The 21,277-nt window shown below is 30.4% G+C and carries 20 protein-coding genes; 12 read left to right on the forward strand and 8 right to left on the reverse strand.

Translation table 11 applies throughout. From position 1 onward, the window contains the following. Positions 1 to 66: 66 nt before the first annotated feature. Both ACNMOQ_RS00695 and ACNMOQ_RS00700 read right to left on the reverse strand, forming a co-directional pair. Positions 67 to 1,995 (reverse strand): right-handed parallel beta-helix repeat-containing protein, encoded by a 1,929-nt coding sequence (locus tag ACNMOQ_RS00695; RefSeq protein ID WP_107565655.1) that lies wholly within the window; start codon positions 1,993 to 1,995, stop codon positions 67 to 69. A gap of 14 nt (positions 1,996 to 2,009) precedes the next feature. Next, a complete protein-coding gene (locus tag ACNMOQ_RS00700) occupies positions 2,010 to 3,443 on the reverse strand; it encodes an MFS transporter (RefSeq protein WP_416350098.1) in 1,434 nt (477 codons plus the stop codon). A gap of 340 nt (positions 3,444 to 3,783) precedes the next feature. On the opposite strand from ACNMOQ_RS00700, the gene ACNMOQ_RS00705 reads away from it, so the two are divergent. The 3 genes from ACNMOQ_RS00705 to ACNMOQ_RS00715 all read left to right on the forward strand — a co-directional run bounded on the left by ACNMOQ_RS00705 (position 3,784) and on the right by ACNMOQ_RS00715 (position 7,115). Further along, on the forward strand, positions 3,784 to 4,932 hold the full coding sequence (locus ACNMOQ_RS00705) for an ROK family transcriptional regulator (protein ID WP_416350099.1): 1,149 nt from the start codon (positions 3,784 to 3,786) through the stop codon (positions 4,930 to 4,932). 156 nt (positions 4,933 to 5,088) lie between these two features. Beyond that, positions 5,089 to 6,408, forward strand: a complete 1,320-nt coding sequence (gene xylA / locus ACNMOQ_RS00710; RefSeq protein ID WP_394877543.1) for a xylose isomerase — start codon at positions 5,089 to 5,091, stop codon at positions 6,406 to 6,408. 152 nt (positions 6,409 to 6,560) lie between these two features. Next, entirely contained in the window at positions 6,561 to 7,115 is a 555-nt protein-coding gene (locus ACNMOQ_RS00715) for a histidine phosphatase family protein (protein ID WP_064211429.1), read from the forward strand. Between the two features lie 36 nt (positions 7,116 to 7,151). Here the strand turns inward: ACNMOQ_RS00715 and ACNMOQ_RS00720 are convergent, their stop codons facing one another. Continuing rightward, positions 7,152 to 7,553: an Lrp/AsnC family transcriptional regulator gene (locus tag ACNMOQ_RS00720; protein ID WP_218707513.1), complete on the reverse strand. Its 402-nt coding sequence runs from the start codon at positions 7,551 to 7,553 to the stop codon at positions 7,152 to 7,154. Between the two features lie 119 nt (positions 7,554 to 7,672). Between ACNMOQ_RS00720 and ACNMOQ_RS00725 the strand changes: the two genes are divergently transcribed. The 6 genes from ACNMOQ_RS00725 to ACNMOQ_RS00750 all read left to right on the forward strand — a co-directional run bounded on the left by ACNMOQ_RS00725 (position 7,673) and on the right by ACNMOQ_RS00750 (position 12,412). Then, positions 7,673 to 8,434 (forward strand): MBL fold metallo-hydrolase, encoded by a 762-nt coding sequence (locus ACNMOQ_RS00725; protein ID WP_323710821.1) that lies wholly within the window; start codon positions 7,673 to 7,675, stop codon positions 8,432 to 8,434. 79 nt (positions 8,435 to 8,513) lie between these two features. Further along, a complete protein-coding gene (locus ACNMOQ_RS00730) occupies positions 8,514 to 9,671 on the forward strand; it encodes an MFS transporter (protein WP_416350100.1) in 1,158 nt (385 codons plus the stop codon). A 54-nt stretch (positions 9,672 to 9,725) separates the two neighbouring features. Then, positions 9,726 to 9,851 (forward strand): hypothetical protein, encoded by a 126-nt coding sequence (locus tag ACNMOQ_RS00735; protein WP_416350101.1) that lies wholly within the window; start codon positions 9,726 to 9,728, stop codon positions 9,849 to 9,851. After that, positions 9,829 to 10,836, forward strand: coding sequence for an NADP-dependent oxidoreductase (locus ACNMOQ_RS00740; protein WP_416350390.1), 1,008 nt, complete (start codon positions 9,829 to 9,831; stop codon positions 10,834 to 10,836). Before ACNMOQ_RS00735 ends, ACNMOQ_RS00740 begins: the two co-directional genes overlap by 23 nt. Before the next feature lie 16 nt (positions 10,837 to 10,852). Continuing rightward, a complete protein-coding gene (locus ACNMOQ_RS00745) occupies positions 10,853 to 11,536 on the forward strand; it encodes a type 1 glutamine amidotransferase domain-containing protein (RefSeq protein WP_416350102.1) in 684 nt (227 codons plus the stop codon). A 63-nt stretch (positions 11,537 to 11,599) separates the two neighbouring features. After that, positions 11,600 to 12,412: an alpha/beta fold hydrolase gene (locus tag ACNMOQ_RS00750; protein WP_416350103.1), complete on the forward strand. Its 813-nt coding sequence runs from the start codon at positions 11,600 to 11,602 to the stop codon at positions 12,410 to 12,412. 60 nt (positions 12,413 to 12,472) lie between these two features. Here the strand turns inward: ACNMOQ_RS00750 and ACNMOQ_RS00755 are convergent, their stop codons facing one another. Next, positions 12,473 to 12,841, reverse strand: coding sequence for a winged helix-turn-helix transcriptional regulator (locus ACNMOQ_RS00755; protein WP_214269627.1), 369 nt, complete (start codon positions 12,839 to 12,841; stop codon positions 12,473 to 12,475). Positions 12,842 to 13,174: 333 nt separating this feature from the next. Here ACNMOQ_RS00755 and ACNMOQ_RS00760 point away from each other — a divergent pair, with 333 nt between their 5' ends. The 3 genes from ACNMOQ_RS00760 to ACNMOQ_RS00770 all read left to right on the forward strand — a co-directional run bounded on the left by ACNMOQ_RS00760 (position 13,175) and on the right by ACNMOQ_RS00770 (position 16,180). Beyond that, a complete protein-coding gene (locus ACNMOQ_RS00760; protein ID WP_135021156.1) occupies positions 13,175 to 14,428 on the forward strand; it encodes an ATP-grasp domain-containing protein in 1,254 nt (417 codons plus the stop codon). Further along, the gene (locus tag ACNMOQ_RS00765; RefSeq protein WP_323710822.1) at positions 14,421 to 15,524 is read left to right on the forward strand and encodes an MFS transporter; all 1,104 of its coding nucleotides are present in this window, start codon (positions 14,421 to 14,423) and stop codon (positions 15,522 to 15,524) included. Before ACNMOQ_RS00760 ends, ACNMOQ_RS00765 begins: the two co-directional genes overlap by 8 nt. A gap of 158 nt (positions 15,525 to 15,682) precedes the next feature. Next, positions 15,683 to 16,180 (forward strand): TspO/MBR family protein, encoded by a 498-nt coding sequence (locus ACNMOQ_RS00770; RefSeq protein WP_416350104.1) that lies wholly within the window; start codon positions 15,683 to 15,685, stop codon positions 16,178 to 16,180. Between the two features lie 77 nt (positions 16,181 to 16,257). Here ACNMOQ_RS00770 and ACNMOQ_RS00775 read toward each other — a convergent pair whose 3' ends face one another. From ACNMOQ_RS00775 to ACNMOQ_RS00790, 4 genes are all read right to left on the reverse strand, one after another. Continuing rightward, the gene (locus ACNMOQ_RS00775; protein ID WP_017000391.1) at positions 16,258 to 16,926 is read right to left on the reverse strand and encodes an MgtC/SapB family protein; all 669 of its coding nucleotides are present in this window, start codon (positions 16,924 to 16,926) and stop codon (positions 16,258 to 16,260) included. A 621-nt stretch (positions 16,927 to 17,547) separates the two neighbouring features. Then, a complete protein-coding gene (locus tag ACNMOQ_RS00780) occupies positions 17,548 to 18,096 on the reverse strand; it encodes a YdhK family protein (RefSeq protein ID WP_017000389.1) in 549 nt (182 codons plus the stop codon). 20 nt (positions 18,097 to 18,116) lie between these two features. Further along, entirely contained in the window at positions 18,117 to 20,165 is a 2,049-nt protein-coding gene (locus ACNMOQ_RS00785; protein WP_135022319.1) for a heavy metal translocating P-type ATPase, read from the reverse strand. Positions 20,166 to 20,474: 309 nt separating this feature from the next. Then, a complete protein-coding gene (locus ACNMOQ_RS00790; RefSeq protein WP_416350105.1) occupies positions 20,475 to 21,095 on the reverse strand; it encodes an NAD(P)-dependent oxidoreductase in 621 nt (206 codons plus the stop codon). Positions 21,096 to 21,277: the final 182 nt, after the last annotated feature.

Genomic DNA, 21,277 nt, shown 5'->3' on the forward strand with positions numbered 1-21,277 from the left:
CCAGTGAAATTCTTGATAAAACATAGATTTCACTGGTTTTTGTATATTAAATATATTCTTCTTAAATTAAGATTTTTTCCATATAGATATACGGTTTTCACCTGGTTTTAAATTTTGGATTGGGCCTAACACGGCAAATTCGTTTCTAGTATCATTGATTAAATCTGAATCAATAACAACTTCGTTTCCATCTGGTCTTTCAAAGTCTGCGTCGACTAATCTTACTTTAGGTAGTGAAGTGGTAGAGTGTACATCTCCTTTGAATTCTAATAATGAATCTGGCAATGTTACATTTAAGTAAACTTCATTTTCATCTTCTGTTATTGAAATTTTCGGATCGAATGAATTATCTTCAATGAAGCTTTCTTCTCTATTGAAGTGTTCGGCATTGTTTAAATATGCGTTATGGTTGATGAACACTGGTTGTTTTATTTTATGGAAGGCTTCGTGATCTCCTTCTTCTTTGGATACTAAGTCTTTATATTCTTCTAATGAAGTTGTGTATTCATTAAATATATGCGTGCCAATGTTAGATACACTTGGTTTACCAACAAATATATTATTATAAAATCGGTCATCTCCACCATAAACAGGTGCAAATCCAGCTACTAAAGTACTATGTGGTACATGGTAAGGTGTTGATCTATCTAACATTAATCGATGTACGATTTCACCGTTAATAATGTTGTTAATATAAGCTCCGCCTTGTGCATGGTTATCCAGTGCATAGTCTGCTGTTAAAATATTATTATCTACAATATAAGGTCCACTAGTTACTTCAACAAATAGGTCTCTTGTATTATTTGCGAAAATATTTTTACTTATTCTTGTGCCTTGAGTTTGCCAATCAAACCACATACCTAAAGAGCAATTATGAACGTAGTTATCATAAACTTGTGTATCTAATGCTGCATGTAATTTTATGCCTGCAATTTCATGACCGAAGAATTCTCTTCTATTTCCAATATTATAAATGTGGTTACTATATACATGACTAAAAGCACATCCTAAATGTCCGACAACTGCGTTTTGTCCACAGTCATGAATTGTATTATTTCTAATGATATGAGAACCAATCGTTTCTTTATTCCAATCACTATTAACTGCTTTAAAAACAGTTTCAATTTGGTATTGGTATCCTGGTTTATCTTTTCTATAAGTAGTAAAGTTATCACCAGTTGATATTTCTTTACCAATTGCTACTGCACTACACATAGAATCATGAATAAGATTATTTTCTATAATCCAATTTTTGCTCCAATTTGTATCAATTATTCCAGTTTGTTTAGCTGTAGGAGGTGACCATTGTGTTGCACCATGTGCAATTTCGAAATTTTGAATAGTTATATAATTTGTATGTGTTTTAACGGGAGCAAAAACATTTTCTCTCACATTAATTTCGATTGTTTCATTATTTGGATCATAATCTTGGAAATTAGCATAAATAGTAGTATGGTCTTCTTGAACATCTGCATGCCATACATATACTGATTCATCTGTATAATCAAAAGAGACTTGTTTATTAGTCCAATGGTCTAATGTTTCATGTATAGGCTGTGGATTTTTCAGAGAATCAAAATCATTCACTTCAAATAATGCTTGCCCGTTTATATAAACTTGTCCTAATGTTTTATTATTATCAACAACTAACCAATCACCAAATAGTTTGGTATCGAATGGATTGAAATGATTGAAAAATTGATTATCAATATCCACTTTCCATATATTTTGTTCTACATGTTCCCAGTTTTTTATTTCTTCAGAACCTTTAATTACTACTTTCTCATTATCTGCAGCTTTAAAAGTAATTCTTCTAGCTTCGCTTAAGCCACTATTAATATGAGTGATTTGTTCTCTATAGATGCCTTCATGTACGATTACTGAATCTCCTGGTAACGCTACTGAAGCGGCTTTATCAATAGTTAAGAAGGGTGATGTTTCAGTTCCTAACCCATAATCTGAACCGTTTTTAGCTACATGTATTAAATTAGTCATTTGAAATACTCCTTTTATTTATATATTTGTTTTGATCTCATTTCGCCAACATTATTTGAACGAATTTGTTGTTTAATTTGTGTAATAAACTTTTCATAATTTAAGAAGAAAGTAATGACACAAATGAGTACTACTGTTAATAATGGAAAGTATATTTGCATAGATTTAATTGCAAATATAGTACTTTCTGATTGTACAGATGCTCCTGCGACATAGCCTCCAATAGATAGTGACCAGCCCACGATAGCGGATTGTAATCCAGAACCGATTTTCATGCCTGCGCTAGCCAAACTAAAAATGGAACCTTGTACGGGTACGCCAGTCTTCCAATAAATAATATCACCAACATCTGCAACGATTCCACTTAATGCTGCAGTAAATGGTACAAGACCTATACCATTTATAACTAAACCTACAATGAGGAATGGTAAGTTTTCTGAGAATAATGCCATAACAATGTACGAAATTATAGAAATAACTAACCCAATTATAATACTGTTTTTAATACCAACTATTTCTGCAAATTTAGGTGCGATTAACAGTCCTAAAATTGTAGGTAGCAATGTCGCTACGCTAAGAATTGCCATGACATTGGCATTATCAAAAATGTAGGTAGCATAGTAAACTCTCATACCATTATCAGTTTGACGTAAATACCATAATAGATAAAGAATAATTGTTATAATAAAATATTTTTCAGTTAGTAATGATTTAAGTATTAAGGTAAATGGAATACGTTTTGCCTTACCGTTGCTTGTATACTGTTTTTTAGCTACGTTTCTTTCTTTAACAAAATATCCTGTAATCATTAAAGGTACTGCACATAAAAATCCATAAATTAATGCTGTATAAGTCCAACCTTGCTGGTTTTCACCAAAGCTTGTTACTAAAAATGTAGTGAAAGTTGTAATACAAAGTACACTAATATTTGAAAAAATAAAACGAATACTGCCTAATGAAACTCTGTCTTTTTCGTCTTTAGACATAAATGAGATAAGAGATGAGTATGCAACATTGTTAGCAGTGTAAAAAATAACTGATATTAAGAAATAAACAATGAAAATATATGCGATTTTACCTGTATTACCAAAGAAATCTGGAACGTTGAACAACATAAAAGTTAATACCCCTAGAATTGGTGCTGTCCAAAAGACCCAAGGTTTCGCTTTACCCATCTTAGTATTCGTATTATCGATAATGCTTCCCATAAATAAATCAGAAAACCCATCTGCAAAACGACAAAAAAGTATAATCGTTCCAATAACTGAGCCAGCAATGCCAACTACATCTGTCATGTAGATAGTGATAAATGATGCGATGAAGGTCCAACCATAGTTAGCGCCAAAGTCACCAATACCGAAAACGATTTTTTCAGGCATATGCAATTTCTCATTATTATTAGATTGTAAAATCTGTTCACTAGATTGAGCTTCTACAGTTTCATTCATAAATAATATCCCCCCTGTTTAAAAACCAAATAAGTTGGTTAGTTTTTAAAACAAACTAACTTAAGTGAAATATTACCATTGAACATATTTTTGTAAACGCTTTCTTATGTATTATTTATTATTATAATATTTCAATCTTTAACAAGTGTGTTTAAATCAAGGGTTAGAAGGTTATTAAAATATTACTATTTATTTCTCTTTTAAAAGTTTCTATAAATAATCTATACATAGACATATGATGTTTGCAGATATATTTTATGCTATAGTTAAACCAAATCTGTGCAATTAAATAGTGAACGTTTTAATTAGTTTAAATTGTTTTTATTGAGGTGGTGTTAGTTTGGAGAAATTAGATGTAACAAATTTAGATTCAAATCAAAAGTTAGTTTTACAACAAATATTTAATAATGAACTAATCTCAAGAATACAAATATCTAAAAATCTTGGGATTAATAAAGACACCATTTCAAGTATTCTAAATAAATTAAAAGAGAAAAAGCTTGTTAATGAAGTAGGGCAAGGTAAGAGTACTAAAAGCGGTGGGCGTAAACCAATAATATTAGAGATCAATAAAAATTTTGGTTATGTCATTTCTTTGGATATTGCATACCATTCTATTGAAATAATCTATAGCTACTTCAATGGAGAATTATTAAAGTATGAATCTATACCATTGGCTAATCAAAAAATAACGCATGTGTTGGAATTGTTAAAATATCATATTAATGCTGATGAAAACTTTGGAACACATTTTGGTTTACTAGGTATCGCCATTTCTGTCCATGGAATAGTTAATAATGAACAAGAAATTATACATCTACCGTTTCACGAATTAGAAAAAGTTTCTATGATTGAGAGTATTAAGGAAATCGCAGACGTGCCTGTTATCGTAGAAAATGAAGCCAATTTCTCTGCTATTTATGAATGTAATGTTAATAATAGTTTAGAAATCAATAATTTAATTACACTTAGCATACATAAAGGTATCGGTGCAGGTTTAATTATCGACCAGAAATTATATAGAGGTGCAAATGGTGAAGCGGGAGAAATAGGAAAGACACTCGTATCATCTATTGAAGATAACGAGAGAACATATCACAAAATTGAAGATTTATGTTCTCAAGATGCACTAGTTAATAAGATTAATAAAAGATTAAATACACAAAATACATTATCAGAGCTTAAGAAGATGTATTATGAACGAAATGAAATTGTACTGGAAGAGATACAACAATTTTCAATAAGGATTGCAATTTTGATGTACAACTTAAATATGCAGCTTAATCCAAAAGTGATTTATATTAATTGTCCATTAATAAACGAAATACCCGATCTCTTAGATAATATTAAAACGACTTTTAACCAATATACACAAAAAGAAATAGAAATTAGTTTAACTTCAAATGTTAAATTCGCAACTTTATTTGGAGCTACACTCGCTATTACCCAGAAAATATTAGATATAGAAAACATTAAACTTAACTTTTAATTTAGAGAAGGCTGAGACATTCATTTATGTCACAGCCTGTTTTTATTTTACTTAAAGAAACCGTTTACAAAAATTAATTAAGGTGTTATATTTAACTCAATGTTAGTTAGTTTAATAAACAAACTAACTAAACCACAATTCAAGGAGGAGTTAAGAATGTCTTACTTTAATGTTGAAAAAGTGAAATATGAAGGTCCTAAATCAAAAAATCCATTTAGTTTTAAATATTATAATGCTGATGAAAAAATTAATGGTAAAACAATGGCTGAACATTTACGCTTTAGTGTAGCTTATTGGCATACATTCACTGAAGATCTATCTGATCCTTTTGGTGTAGGTACTGCATTACGTGATTGGGATTCATTAGATGAAATGGAAAAAGCTAAAGCACGAGTTGATGCTATTTTTGAATTTATGGATAAAACAGGAATTGAATATTTTTGTTTCCATGACGTTGATATTGCTCCTGAAGGAAATACATTAGAAGAATCTAATAAAAATTTAGATGAAATTGTAGAATTAATTAAAAAGAAAATGAATGAAACAGGTAAGAAATTACTTTGGAATACTACAAATAACTTCACTCATGAACGTTTTGTGCACGGAGCTGCGACATCTTCTAACGCAGATGTATTTGCTTATGCAGCTGCAAAAGTGAAAAAATCTTTAGAAATTGCTAAAACATTAGGTTCAGAAAACTTTGTCTTCTGGGGTGGAAGAGAAGGGTATGAAAGCCTGTTAAACACAGATATGAAGTTAGAGTTAGATAATTTAGCTAAATTCTTTAAAATGGCTATCGCTTACGCAGAAGAAATTGGTTATAAAGGTCAATTTTTAATTGAACCAAAGCCTAAAGAACCAACTACACATCAATACGATACAGATGTAGCAACTTCTCATGCGTTTCTACAAAAATATGATTTAGATAAGCATTTCAAATTTAATATTGAGGCAAACCACGCAACATTAGCTGGTCACTCATTCCAACACGAATTACGTTACGCTAGAGATAATCAAATGTTAGGATCAGTGGATGCAAACCAAGGTCATCCTCAACTAGGATGGGATACTGATGAGTTTCCAACAGATTTTTATGATACAACTTTAGCAATGTATGAAATTTTAAAAAATGGTGGACTAGCTCCAGGTGGGTTAAACTTCGATGCTAAACCAAGAAGAACTTCATTCAAACAAGAAGACTTAATACTTACTCATATTGCCGGTATGGATGCTTTTGCATTAGGTCTAAGAGTTGCATCTAAAATGATTGAAGATGAATTCTTTGAAAAAATTGTAGAGAAGAAATATTCATCATTTGCAAGTGGTATCGGTAAGCAAATTGTCGAAGGCGAAGTATCATTTAAAGAATTAGAAAATCATGCTTTAAATTTAACAACAATAGACAATGAGTCTGATCATTTAGAAGTGATTAAATCAGAAATTAACCAATATATTTTAAACATTAATAATCAATAATTATTGAGCTGCATTCCTTCATTTTTCTAATAAATTTAGAAGAATTGATGGATAGCAGCTTTTTTATTTTGGCAGTATATTAAAAAATATTTCCATGGAAATGTATAATGAGGGGTAAAGTAATATAAGTTGATTAAAGGGGATGAGTCGAGATGATAAAGATTATGAGACATGCCCAAGCTGAACATAACATGAATGAGCCGGAAAGCTTTAATTTAAAAGACCCAAAATTGACTGATAAAGGTAGAAGAGATACAAAAAACATAAGTGAATATATTGACCAAGACTCTCAATTTTGGGTAAGTCCAACAGTTAGAACAATTGAAACTGCTATGTTATTAAGTCATAACAATAAAATCAAGGTCGTAGATATTTTAGGTCCAAGAGTGTACCCACATAGAAAAGGAAAAATGAATATATGTGATCAGATATGCTCAAATTATAACGACAAAAACATATCTACTATTAACTCATTAAATAATAAGCACCCTAATGATTTAAAACACCAATCATTTATTAAAGAATTTCAACATTTTATAAAAAAATATATAAAAGATGATGAGAATAATGTGATTATCACACACGATGGCGTCATTGCCACTTTATTAGAACAGTATAAAAATATAAAACTAAAGCGTGATGAAAATAACGATTTAATGCTAAACAATGAAATTTTTCAGTTTACGAAAAGTGAAATATTAGGGTGATGGTTGTATAAAAACGTTACTAATCTTCACTTGAGTTTATATAGTCATTGACACTTCATAGTTGGCGTGTTTATTTAATCTTTCAAGAAAATCATTTAAATAGTTTTTATCAGGGAATCTACATTCTAATAAGTAACATGATTTACCAATAACTTTATAATTATTTAATATAAAAATGTTTTCTTCTTTTACGAAATCAAGATACGGACTGTGTGAAATTTTATGAGTATATACGTTAATAAATACGTGAACTTTACAGTCCATAGCTTCTTGATTTAACGAAATTGTATAGCCAGTAATTACATTATTATCTTCTAATTTTTGAATTCGATTATTTACTGCTTGTCCGGTTAAATTTACTTTTTCTCCTAATTCTTTCATTGAAACTTTACTGTTACTTTTTAATTCTGAGATTATTTTTCTATCTAATTCGTCCATTTTTCATGCCTCACTTTCAAAATTCAAGTATTTAGTCAAAATGTTTTTCAAATTTGTATTTAATGATTGTTAAAAACTCTATAAGGTTAAGTATATAAAATTTAATCGGAGGTATATTTATGAAAATTAATCATATTAGAAACGCAACAATCATAGTTGAATATGCAAATACAAGATTTTTAATAGATCCAATGTTAGGTGAAAAAGGTTCATTTCCTTCATTTCCTGGTGGACCAAGAGAAGACCAAAATAATCCCTTAGTTGATTTACCAATATCTTTGGATGAAATAACGCAAAACATCGATGCAATTATATTAACACATTTACACTTAGATCACTTTGATGAAAGAGCTAAAGAGATTTTAGATAAAGATTTGAAAGTCTTTGTTCAAAATGAAGAAGATGCTGCTAAAATTCGTGAATCAGGATTTAAAAATATTGAAGTATTGACTGAAGCAACGAGTTTTAATGATATTAAACTAACTAAAACGCCTGGTCAACATGGTAGAGGAGAAATATTAGAAGGTATAGGCGAAGTATGTGGCTTAATTTTTGAACACCCAGCAGAACAGAAATTATATGTAGCTGGTGACACGGTTTGGTATAGCCAAGTAAAAGAAATATTAAATGAATTTAATCCAGACGTTATTGTTATTAATGGTGGTGACAACCTGTTCTATGGAACTGGCTCACTTATTATGAATGAGCATGACATTTATAAAGTGGCTGAAGAAGCACCTCATTCGAAAATAGTGGTCGTTCATATGGAGGCAGTAAACCATTGGAATTTATCTAGAAACCGTCTGAAAGAATTTGCAGTTGAAAAAAATATTGATTCACAAATTTTCATACCAAACGACGGGGATAGTTATGAGTTTTAAAAATAAAATATGAAATGTTCAACATAAGACAAGTGTAATAACTCAGTCTTATGTTGTTTACTTTTAGAAAGGAAAAATTATGAATAATAAAATATGGACAAAAGATTTCATAGTTTATTCAATTATAAATTTTTTATTAATATTAGTATACTTTTTATTAAATGCGACTATAACGACATATGCACAGAGTGAATTTAATGCATCTAGTACAATGATGGGTTTAATAGCTGGTATTTTTATTGTAGGAGCGTTGTTAGGAAGGCTAATTATAGGATTTTTCAAAATAACAAAGAAAATGTTTATTATAAATATGTTGCTTTTTGTATTAACGATAATATTATATTTCGTAAAATTAGAAGAGTCTTTCTTAATTCTCGTTCTTTTTTTTAATGGTATAACTGTTGGTGTTACAACAACTATCGTTGGTACAATAGTCGCGTTAGTCATCCCTCAACATCGTAAAGGAGAAGGGATAAGTTACTTTGCTGTTAGTACAGCTTTAGCTACAGGTTTAGGTCCATTTATAGGTATATCTCTAACAAAAGATTCAAATTTCATGAACATTTTTTATATAAGTCTACTTTTTGGAATTATATGTTTAGTATTTTCATTTTTAATAAATGTTCCACAAAATAACAACAAAAAAGAAGTATCATTTAAAAATTTATTAGATAAAAAAACACTTCCTATAGGATTTATTATATTTTTAAGCGCACTTTCATTTTCAGGTATAGTGTCATATATTAATTTGTATGCAATCGAGATTGACCTTATAAAAGCGGCTAGTTTTTTCTTTATTGTATATACAATGTTCGTCTTATTTTCTAGACCATTTACAGGGAAAATTGTCGATATACATGGTCCTAACGTTATTATGTATCCTGCATTAATTCTTTTTTCATTAGGTTTAATCATGTTAAGTTTCAGTCATAACAATTGGGTAATGTTGTTATCTGCAATACTTGTTGGGTTAGGATTTGGTAATATATCTTCAATAACACAGACCATCGCTATTAGTAATGCTGATCCAAAGAACGTCGGCTTAGCCACATCCACATTTATGATATTTATGGATTTAGGTAATGGAATTGGACCATATGCACTTGGATTTATTATCCCAGCTTTAGGATATACAGGTATGTATAGAGTACTGTCATTAGTTATTGTATTTGCAATTATCTTGTATATTATTTTGTATAATAAAAAAGGTGCTAAGGCGTCTCATATAGCACGTTAAATACGATTTAAATCAAGGCATACCATTAGCTAATACGCATAATGGTGTGCCTTTTTGACTGTTTTCGAAAGTTTAGCCAAGCGTGTAATAGGTAATATATATATAGAAGATAAAATGAACGTTAAAAAAGAAGGGAAAGAATTATATGATAACGGATATGAATGCGATGGTAATTCATAAATATGGTGATGTACCAGTAGCATTAGAACGCATGCCAATACCGAATATGAATCCTACTGAAGTACGTGTGGAAATTAAAGCAGCTAGTATTAATCCTATAGATTATAAAATTAAAGAGGGAGGCTTACGTCCTTTATTGAAATATGACTTTCCTCTTATTCTTGGTAATGATTTTTCAGGTGTGATTACTGAAGTTGGTAGTAAGGTTAAAGGTTTTAAAGTCGGGGATGAAGTGTATGCCCGTCCTAAAAAAAATAAGATAGGGACATTTGCAGAATATATAGCTGTCGATGAGAATGATATTGCTTTAAAACCAAGTAATTTAACTTTTGAAGAAGCGGCAAGTATACCGTTAGTGGGATTAACGGCATATCAAGCACTCAATGATGTTATGCAACTTAAACAAGGTGATAAAGTATTAATTCAAGCTGGTTCAGGTGGAGTTGGAACATTCGCTATACAACTGGCTAAAGCGATGGGCTTATATGTTGCTACAACAGCGAGTTCTCGAGGGTATGACCTTGTCAGTTCACTAGGGGCAGATAAAATTATTAATTATAGAGAAGAAAAATTTTGGGATGTCTTATCAGGATATAACGGTGTTTTCGATACTTTAGGAGGAGAAAATTTAGAACATTCTTTTGAAGTGTTAAAAGAAGGCGGTACAGTTACATCTATATCAGGTATGCCAACAGCTAAAGTTGCGAAAAGCATGAATTTAGGTGCCGCTAAACAAGTGTTATTTAAGTTAGCTTCTTCAAAATATACAAGAAAAGCTAAAAAATATCATGCAAATTATGAATTTTTGTTTATGAAGCCGAGCGGTGAACAATTAACGATTATTAAAGATTTAATCGAACAAGATAAAATTAAACCAATCATTGATAAAGTTTATGACTTTAAAGATACAGAAGCAGCTCTAGAATATTCAAATAGTGGAAGGGCAAAAGGTAAAATTATTGTAAAAATGGATGACAGCAAATAAGAAAGGCGGACATATCATGAAAAGAATTATGATTGTAAATACAAGTTCGGATGTTTTTGAAGGAACTCAAGTGCCAACAGGTTTATGGCTAGGTGAACTTGTTCATTTTTATGAACATTTTAAGAGTGATGATTATCAAGTAGACTTTTTCAACATTACAGGAGGAAATACACCACTTGATCCAATGAGTTTAGGAAAAGTAATGTTGGATAAGACGACAAAAACCTACTATCAAAATAAAGATTTTATGAATAAATTAAAATATTCACAACCTATTAGCGAAGCAAATGCTGCACAATATGATGCAATTTATTTCACAGGTGGACACGGTGTAATGTATGACTTTCCTGACAATGAATATGCTAAAAAAGCTATAAATGAAATTTATAAGAAAGGCGGAGTTGTTTCTGCAGTTTGCCATGGTATTGCAGGTCTATTAAATGTAAAAAATGAAAAAGGAAGATTTTTAATTGATCAGAAGAAAATTACAGGATTCTCAAACTTAGAAGAGCTTTTGGCCAATAAGATGAAGATTGTGCCATTTAAGCTTGAAGACGAATTGAAAGTCCAAGGTGCACGTTATGAAAAATCTCATATACCATTTCGTCCTAAAGTAGTCGTTGATGGTCAAATAGTAACAGGACAAAATCCACAATCTGCTAATTTAGTAGGTGCTTCTGTTAAAGAATTGTTGAGTTAATCTGAGCCTAATGTTTAAAGAAGAAAGCAAAAAGGAAAGTACTAAACAAAGGAGTAGATAAATATGACACATAGAATTCAAATAGAAGAAAATGCATATCTTAATGTAGAAGACTTTGGTGAAGGTCAACAGATTGTATTTCTTCACGGATGGCCGGCTAATAATAAAATGTTTGAATATCAAGCACAACATGTTGTAAATAATGGCTACCGTTATATAGGTATTGATCATCGTGGTTTCGGATTATCTGATACGACTGCTTCTGGTTATGATTACGACACAATTGTAGATGATGTTCAAAAAGTAGTCGATGAATTAAACCTTAAAAATTATGTCGTTGTTGGATTCTCAGTAGGTGGTGCATTAGCACTAAAATATGCAGCTAAGCATAACAATCCAGATTTAGAAAAAATGATACTACTTGGACCAGCAGGACCTAGCTTTACACAGAGAGAAGGCTACCCTTACGGTATGGAAGTAGACGATGTAACAGATTTAATGAAGTCTATTTCTGACGATCAACCAAAAGCAATTACAGAATTTGGAGACACATTCTTCAGTTCTAACACAGACGTATCAGATGAATACAAAAACTATTTCACTCAATTAACGCTAACATCATCATTAATAGGTACAGTTAAATTATTAGAGTCCCTTCGTAACGAAGACCTTAGAGAAGACGTGAAGAATATAGACTTACCAGTATACGGAATACACGGTACAGACGACGCGGCATGCCCAATCGAATTTTCTGAAGTACTAGAAAAAACAATGCCTAATTATCAACTAACACGTGTATCAGATGTAGGACACGCATTATTCGTAGAGAAAAAACATGAAATTAACGATTTAATCATTGAATTATTGAAGAAATAATAAGTACCTCGACACTAGTTAGGAAAATAGTGTCGAGGCATTTTTATATATAAATAAGAATTAAAGCACTTCATCTATTTGTTTACCATGTTTTTTACCGAACTCTTCCATCATTTTTAGAATTGGTAATATTTCTTCACCCATGTCTGTTAAGGAGTACTCTACTTTTGGTGGGACTTCTGGATATACATTACGATTAATAAGACCATCAGCTTCTAGTTCTTTTAATTGTTTTGTTAATGAACCTTGGGATATACCTGATAAAAATCGTTTAATATCACTATATCGTTTAGGCTCTTCTTTTAAAAACCACAATATAAAATATTTCCAGCGTCCTGCTAATAAATTTTGAGTAAATCCTATGCCGTATAAATCTCTTTCATTTTTTATAATTGAATCATCAAATCCATATTTACAAATTTTAGCCATAGAACCCCATCCTTACGTATACGTACATAAAATAGTACTAAGAACTATTTTATTGCCGTCTTTTAAAATATATTAATAAGTATATAATTTATACTAATATAACTCAAATATAAAAATGACATTGTTGTGATGTATATCACAGTATATATGTATGTTAAATGAGATAATTTATATAGGTTTTTGAATGATTATATAATTTAAAAATTACAACTTAAATATAGAGATAAATAAAGTGTACAGAATGTTTTGTTCTGTACGCTTTATTTTGTAATGAAAATACTTCAAAGATACCTTGATGATTTGTATTGATGAAAAAATACATGGGGGGTTATTATGAAAAAATATTTATTGTTGTTAGGAGCAGATCAATTTCTTAGGGAAAGGTCATATTCTGGGGCTAAATCAGTTGGAGATTTTGAAGTGTGGACTGCCATAAAAAATGCTAAATATAAATATAATGCTTACTTTGATTTTTGTATGGATGCAGATTCTTTAAACTATGAGGAGTTAAAACAAAATATTGAAAAATATAAAGAAAAAGGATTTGAACCTAAGGCAATAGTCCCTTTAAATGACTGGACGCTTAAGGTGGCAAATAAATTAAATAAAAATTTTGGTCTGCCATTTTTAAATGAGAAAACAGTTAATGCTTGTAGAAATAAAAAACTAATGAAATCTCATTTTATTAAAAATAAAGTTTCGACACCAAAATCGATGGAATTTGAAGGTGAAAAACAACTAAATGATATGGTAAAAGAATTTAAATTTCCTGTGATTATTAAACCGTTAGAATTTGGTGGAAGCGGGGGTGTTTATTTAGCAAACAATATAAAAGAATGTGTCGAGTCGTATCATAAATCTAAAAATATAATGGAAATTTATGCTGATAGTTTTAATGTTTCTAAAAGTAAATTTTTGATAGAGGAATTCATTGATAGTGAAGATGAAGTTTCAGTAGAGGTGTTATGTGGTGATGGTTTTTATGAAGTGATAACAGTAACTGAAAAATATTTATCGCCCAAACCGTGGTTTACTGAAATGGGACATCTAGTACCTAGCCATAGATATCAAGATGATAAAATTAAAAAACTTGCGATAGATACATGCCGAGCTTTAGGTATAAATAGAGGAATTGCTCACGTAGAGATAAAGATAAAAGAAAATAATCTGTATGTTATTGAAGCTGCTGCAAGGCCAGGAGGCGATGCTATTATGGATTTAATAGAATCGTCGTATGAAATAAACCCATATAAACTTCACGTAGCTATGTATATAGACAATAAAGAGAAAATAATTGAAGATTTTGTACCGAAAAGAACATCTGCAATAGCTTTTTTGAAAGCTGAAAAAGGAATAATAACTGATATAAAATATCCAGATGTTTCTAAGGATGAGGAAATTAAACGAATTAGTTTGTTGAATAATATTGGAGATGTTGCAGGAGAGCCAGAGAATTGGAGTAATAGAGAAGGGATCATTCAAATGAATTGGGATGGTTTGGTTACTGAAAAAGATTTTCGACATATTAATAAAGCTAAAAAGTTATCAAATGATATTTTTACTGTGAGTGATATAAGTAATGAATAAATATTTGATTATTACAGCTTTATATAGATTTTTATGCGGGGGATTAATTCTTGCAATAAATTGGGAGCTAGCTAATCCTGAATCTACTAAAGATTTAGCGATATCTACGGTACTTTCTTTTGTACCAGCAATATTTATTCCTTTTATAATAAACTCATTTCTAAATAATTGTTCAGGAAGTAGTATTACTAAATTATCTTTCTTATTGGTATTTTTAATAGTGCTATGTATAGCATACTTTTATGATTATACGCTTATTTTAATATTTTTAAATTTTGTTATATGGATAGTCTTTTTCTTATTAGAAACAAGTTTAGAGTTTTGGTTTTCTGAATTGGTAGCTAAAGAAAATGAAGAATATATCAATAAATATAGTTCAATTTCAATGACTGTTAACCAAGTTGCATTAATGGTTGGTCCCTTAGTAGTATCGATAGTCATGAATTATATCGAATTGTATTGGATATTCATCGTATATGGATTAGTATATTTATTTCTATATTTTAGTATTAATTCAAATAAACATACTAAATGTGTTGATCAATTAACAAATGAATCATCTAATAAGGAGAAAATTAAACTCACACACTTGGTTATGAGTATGCTTATGTGGCCAATATTAGGAACAATAAACTTTACGTTACCTACATTTACAACTTTCAATAATGGACAAGTGTATGAAGTAGCTTTGTTAGACAGCGCTTTAGGAATAGGTATGGCATGCATTGGAATAATATTAAGTAAGTATTTATTTAATAGTTGGATAAACTTGTTTTTTTATATAAGCATAATGATTACGATAGTATGGTATTTTCTAAATGACAATTTAATCATTAAGTTTCTATTAATGTTGCTATTCGGTATATCATTTGGTGGTGCAAGAATAGTGTTCAGGAAATTGATTGTAACAAAGTATTCAAGCAATACAGTTAAAAGGGTATATTCAATAGGAAACGCGTATAGTTTATTAATATTATCTATAAGTATTTACTTAGGAGTTCAAAATTTAAGTTTAGTTTGGTTACCATCATTTATTTTGTTAATCGTGTTGTTGTTATTATTACAGTTTAATATAAGAAAGGAAACATTAGAATAATCAAGAAACTATAAATATTTAACGCAACTTTATACATAAATTATGAGAGTCTATTTTAAATAGCTCTCTTTTTTATTAAATTACTAATGATTTATTTTACAAATTGAGGGTATTTTTAATTGTAAGGATAAAAAATCTGTTTGAAAGGGCATGATTAAATGAGACTTACAGGCATAATGAAACAAGTTTTTGCGATTGGATTTCCGTTTGTTGGGGGTAATTTGATAGGTAAGTATACGAGCAAAAATGCGCGACAAGATTATAAACGAAATAAAAAGCCACCATTTTCTCCGCCAGGTTATATCTTTCCTATAGTATGGCCACTACTTTATCTTAGTATGGGCATAGCTTATTCTTTAGTTTCTAATAATAATGCAAGTAAGAGTACTAAAGGTATATACTCTCTTCAATTAGGTCTGAATTATTTATGGTCTATACTTTACTTTAAATATAAATTAAGAGGTACTGCATTGATTGAAAGCTTTGCTTTATTTAGTGCTGTTATTATTACGACAGTTAAGTTTTATCAAGTTAAGAAGACTGCAGGGCTACTATTAATCCCTTATGTGGCATGGTGTACTTTCGCATCTTACTTAACAACTGGTAACTGGGTATTAAATAAAGATAACCCAGAATATGTACCAAATGATAAATAATTGTGTTTACGAAAACTAAAACACGCATGTACTGAAATGAGTATATGCGTGTTTTTTCGATACGATTCTACTTCTATTTAATTAACTGCTCTAACATCTTCTAAGCTGAATAAATTTTCCATAAGTTCATTGTTATTATAAGTTTTAGAAACAACTTTACCTGTTACGCTTAAATAAATTATATCCTGGTCTATTTTATATACGTAAAATGAAATATTTTCAATATTATTTTCTTTAAGTAAATTGTATATATCCTGTTTTAAATAGTTTGAATAATAAGCTTCAATATTTACTTGTATTCTTTCTTTTTTAACAATTTTTTCGTATATAAAATTTTCTCTCAAAAAGTACTGGATAATGACAATTAAAATTGCTGATAGAATCCCGATGAAATAAAGTCCCGAACCTAAAGCCATACCTACTCCTGAAGTTATCCATAGTCCAGCAGCAGTTGTTAGCCCGTTAATATTTTGATTTTTAATCAATATTGTACCAGCACCAATAAAACTGATACCACTTACAACTTGAGCAGCTACCCTTGATGGATCTAGCTCAACGTTTGAATAGTTTAAAATATCATTAAACCCGTATTTTGAAATGATAATAAACAACGCTGAAGCGGCGGATACAAGTATATGCGTTCTAATACCAGCTGCTTTCAGTCTTTGTGACCGTTCATAACCAATTATCGCACCACATAATACGGCCAAAAAAATTCTTAAAAATAAGTCTAATTGAAATAGCATAATATCCCTTCTTCCGATATAAAAGAGTGATTTGCAAAAGGTTAATAATACTTATTGTAAAAATATAAATTTTAATTGGCTAATAAATTAAGTAAGCGTAATTAGTAGTACTACTGAAAACTTTAAAGCATATTCAGTTTAACTTCTACTCATAGTATTTATATATACTCGGTTAACAATAAATTAAACAAAAACATACAAAGATTAGCTATGAAACGGAAGAAAAAGTTAATTCGTGATTTTACGTAAAGGTGGATCTAATAAAGGAGTGTTTACCTGGATTATTGTGTTAGAAAATCCAATAAAGGTATGTTTACTTGGATTAATGAGCTAGAAAATCCAATAAGAAGGTGTTTACCTGGATTAACGAGTTAGAAAATCCAATAAGAGAGTGTTTACTTGGATTATTGTATTAGAAAATCCAATAAAGGTATGTTTACTTGGATTATTGTGTTAGAAAATCCAATAAGAAGGTGTTTACTTGGATTAATAAGATAGAAAATCCAATAAAGGTTCATGTAATTGGATTAATGTTGTAGAAAATCCAACAACAATATCCGATCAATCCCATACAAAAAAGAGCTAAGGATTTATGTCCTTAGCTCTTTTATTCCGATATTTTTAACGTGTTTTTAGTTCATCGCCCGTCATCCATTTATGATTTTTAACCATTTTATCATTATCTGTTGATTGATAATCTACGATATAAACAGTTGTTTCTTCTACATCATCAATTTTAGCTTCTGCATTTTTCATGCCAGACATATGGTCAGCTTCTAATTTAACAGTGTCGCCTTTTTTGAAACCATCTTCAGGTGCGTCGGCTACTTCTTCGTTAACGACCCATTTATGATTATTTACTTTGTCGCCACCGTTTGTAGGTGTGTAACTTACTTCATAAGCATAAGTTTTATAAGCTTCTTTCACTGTACCTTTGGCATTTTTCATCCCTGCCATATGTCCTTCTGTAATTGTAACTTTATCACCTTTTTTAAACTTGCCATCGTTTGTACTCTTCATGTTTTCTGGTGTTTTACTATCGCTTTTATGCTCCATATGTTCTTCTTCTTTATGATTGTTAGATTTTTTATCTTCTGCCTCTTTATCTGATGAACAAGCGGATAATACGAGTCCTGATGCTAGTATAATAAAACTGAATTTCTTAATCATAATTTGAAAGCTCCTATCTTTTATTTTAATTTTAGTGTAAAAGCATTAATTGCTACGATAATCGTACTGAATGACATGAGTATTGCGCCAACAGCAGGGGATAAAATTAATCCTATTGCAGCTAATATTCCAGCTGCTAGAGGTACAGCAACGACGTTGTATCCAGCACCCCACCAAAGATTTTGAACCATTTTTTTCATTGTGTTTTTAGAAAGATCTAAGAAACTAATAATATCTGATGGGTTACTTTTAACAAGTATGACATCGCCAGACTCAACGGCTACATCTGTACCTGCACCTATAGCCATACCAATATCGGCTCTAATAAGACTTGGCGCATCGTTAATACCATCACCAACCATCATAACTTTACTACCTTTTGATTGATAATCTTTAATGATTTTTTCTTTATCTTCCGGCATTAATTGTGAATGTACATCATCGATACCTAACTCTTTGGCAACTGCTTGAGCAACTTCATTATTATCACCTGTAAGCATGACAGGTGTGATATTTCTAGATAATAAATCAGAAACCATTTGTTTTGAACTTTCTTTAATTTTGTCACCTTGCGCGATAACGCCAATAACTTGGTTGTCATCAATTAAATAACTAACGGAATTGCCTTCTTTAGCAAGATCGGTAAATTGTTCTTTGTTGTAATCAAATTTATTTTGATCTAAATAAGTTACATTTGTTATTTTTAATTTTCTATTATTAACAGTACCTTCTAGACCTACACCTGGTAAGTTGTTAACTTCTTTAGGGCTAGAATAGGATATGTCTTTACTTTTAACGTAATTGACTATACCAGTAGCAAGAGGGTGATTGGAATTGCTCTCTAATGAAGCAAATAGACTCAATACCTCTTCATCTGTTAATTGTTCATTAAAGCTTTCATAATGGTTAACTGAGAAATTACCTTCAGTTAATGTACCTGTTTTATCCATCATAATATAATCTAAATGTTGAGCTGTTTCTACAGACTCTCTATTTTTTATAATTAAACCATTGTGTGCACCTATAGATGTAGAACGTGCTGTAACTAAAGGAATCGCTAACCCCAATGCGTGAGGACAAGCTATGACAAGTACTGTTACAAGACGTTCAAGTGCAAAATCAACATTACTTTGAATAAGCATCCATACAATAAACGAAATTAAGCCGATACTTACTGCAAAGTAGAATAAATAACCTGCTACTTTATCCGATAATAATTCAGCTTTGGATTTATCATTTTGTGCTTGGTTCACTAATCCCATTACTTGAGAAAGGTAGCCGTTTTCGCCGGTAGCAGTAACTTTAACTTGAATAGTTCCTGAGCCATTGATGGAACCACCAATAACTTCATCGTTATAAGCTTTAGGAACGAGTTTTGATTCCCCTGTTACTAATGATTCGTCAATCGAAGTTTCACCTTGTGCGATGATACCGTCAGTAGGTATACTTTCACCAGCTTTAACTTCAACGATATCATCAATATCAATATCTGATATTTTCACTTCTTGACGTTGGTCTTCATCGATTACTTTTATAGCGGTATTAGGTAAAAGTTCCGCCATTTTCTTTAAAGCATTGCTAGCATTACCAACTGCATTCATTTCAATCCAGTGACCTAATAACATAATGACAATTAAAGTAGCTAACTCCCAGAAAAAGTCCATAGTATGGGACGACGAAGAGCTAAAGTTATTCATATAAAATGCATATAAACTATAAATATATGCAACTGAAATACCTAGTGTAACTAACGTCATCATTCCAGGTTTTTTACTTAAAATCTCATCTTTAGCACCTGTAATAAATGGCTTTCCGCCATAAAAGAATAAAATTGTAGCTAGAATTAATACGATCCAATCTGAACCTGTAAATGAAACTTGAAACGGTAATTTTACGCCCATCATTGGTGATAAAATGATGATGGGTATTGCGAAAATTAATGAAATAAAGAATTTACTTTTAAAATTACCATGATGGTGAGCGTGGTCACTATGATTATCATGGTCTTCATGATTTTCATGTCCTTGATGACTATGATGCTCATGATCATGCTTGTTATCTTTATTCATGATAATGAACCTCCTAATTTATAAAATTTAATAGAACAACTAGTTGATAATTAAAGTATAACACATACCCCCTATAGGTATATAGTAAAATGATTTTTTGTTAATTTTATTGTTCAATAACTACAATCATGGTTTACAATAAATAGTGATAACAAGCCTTCCAAGAACTTTATAAAAAAGAAATGTTGATAAAAAATTGGAGCTGAAAATAATGAACAACAAATCACTTATTTTTTATTTCAAAAAAACTTTTCAGCTATTCTCAAAAATAAAGCCCAGGACAATTATTTATGTCCCGGGCTTTTCTATTTAATACGCAATACCGACTCGCGATTTAACATATTCATTGTTATTCAACTGTTGATAAGCGAATTCTGCAGTATCTGGTACGGAGATTTTAACGCTATCTTCAGGTAAATAATTTTTCTCTGTTCGATATTCGCCAGTTCTTTCTCCATCAGGTAAATACGTAGGACAAACAATTGTCCATTCAAGTGAAGATTGGTCGAGTAGTTCATATACTTTGCGGTGTTCTTTCGCTGCACGAGTCGTTTTTCTTTTGGATTCGTTTGATTCATAACGTAGAAGATCGATGTCAGTTCTACTTTGTAATATGCCAGCTGTACCTATAGTAATGATACGCTTAACGCCTTCTTGTTCCATTGCTTCAATAATAAGAGGCATAGCTTCTGTTAATGTAGTTGTACCATCAGTACCTAATGCACTGAATACAACATCTACACCTTTTATTGCCTGGGCAATATCATCTTTGTTTAACACATTGCCTTCTATTATATTGAGTTGGTTATATTTAGTTTTTAATTTTTCTTTATTACGAACTAATACATTTATATGGTGATCGTCATTAATCGCATGATTTAAAATCTCATGACCAACACGACCAGTTGCTCCTAAAATTAAAATATTCATAAATTTATATGCTCCTTTTCAGTTATATAAAAAGTGATTTTAGATTGATGTATATAATATCAATGATATCATACAAGAAATTGTACAAATATGAATAATAGAGGGTATATATTAAATAAGGATAAAACTTTTGGCTATTTTAATATGTGTTAAAATAATAAATATAATAAAATGGATATTTA

Origin of the sequence: Mammaliicoccus lentus (assembly GCF_947036595.1) — a bacterium.
GTDB classification, from domain to species: domain Bacteria; phylum Bacillota; class Bacilli; order Staphylococcales; family Staphylococcaceae; genus Mammaliicoccus; species Mammaliicoccus lentus.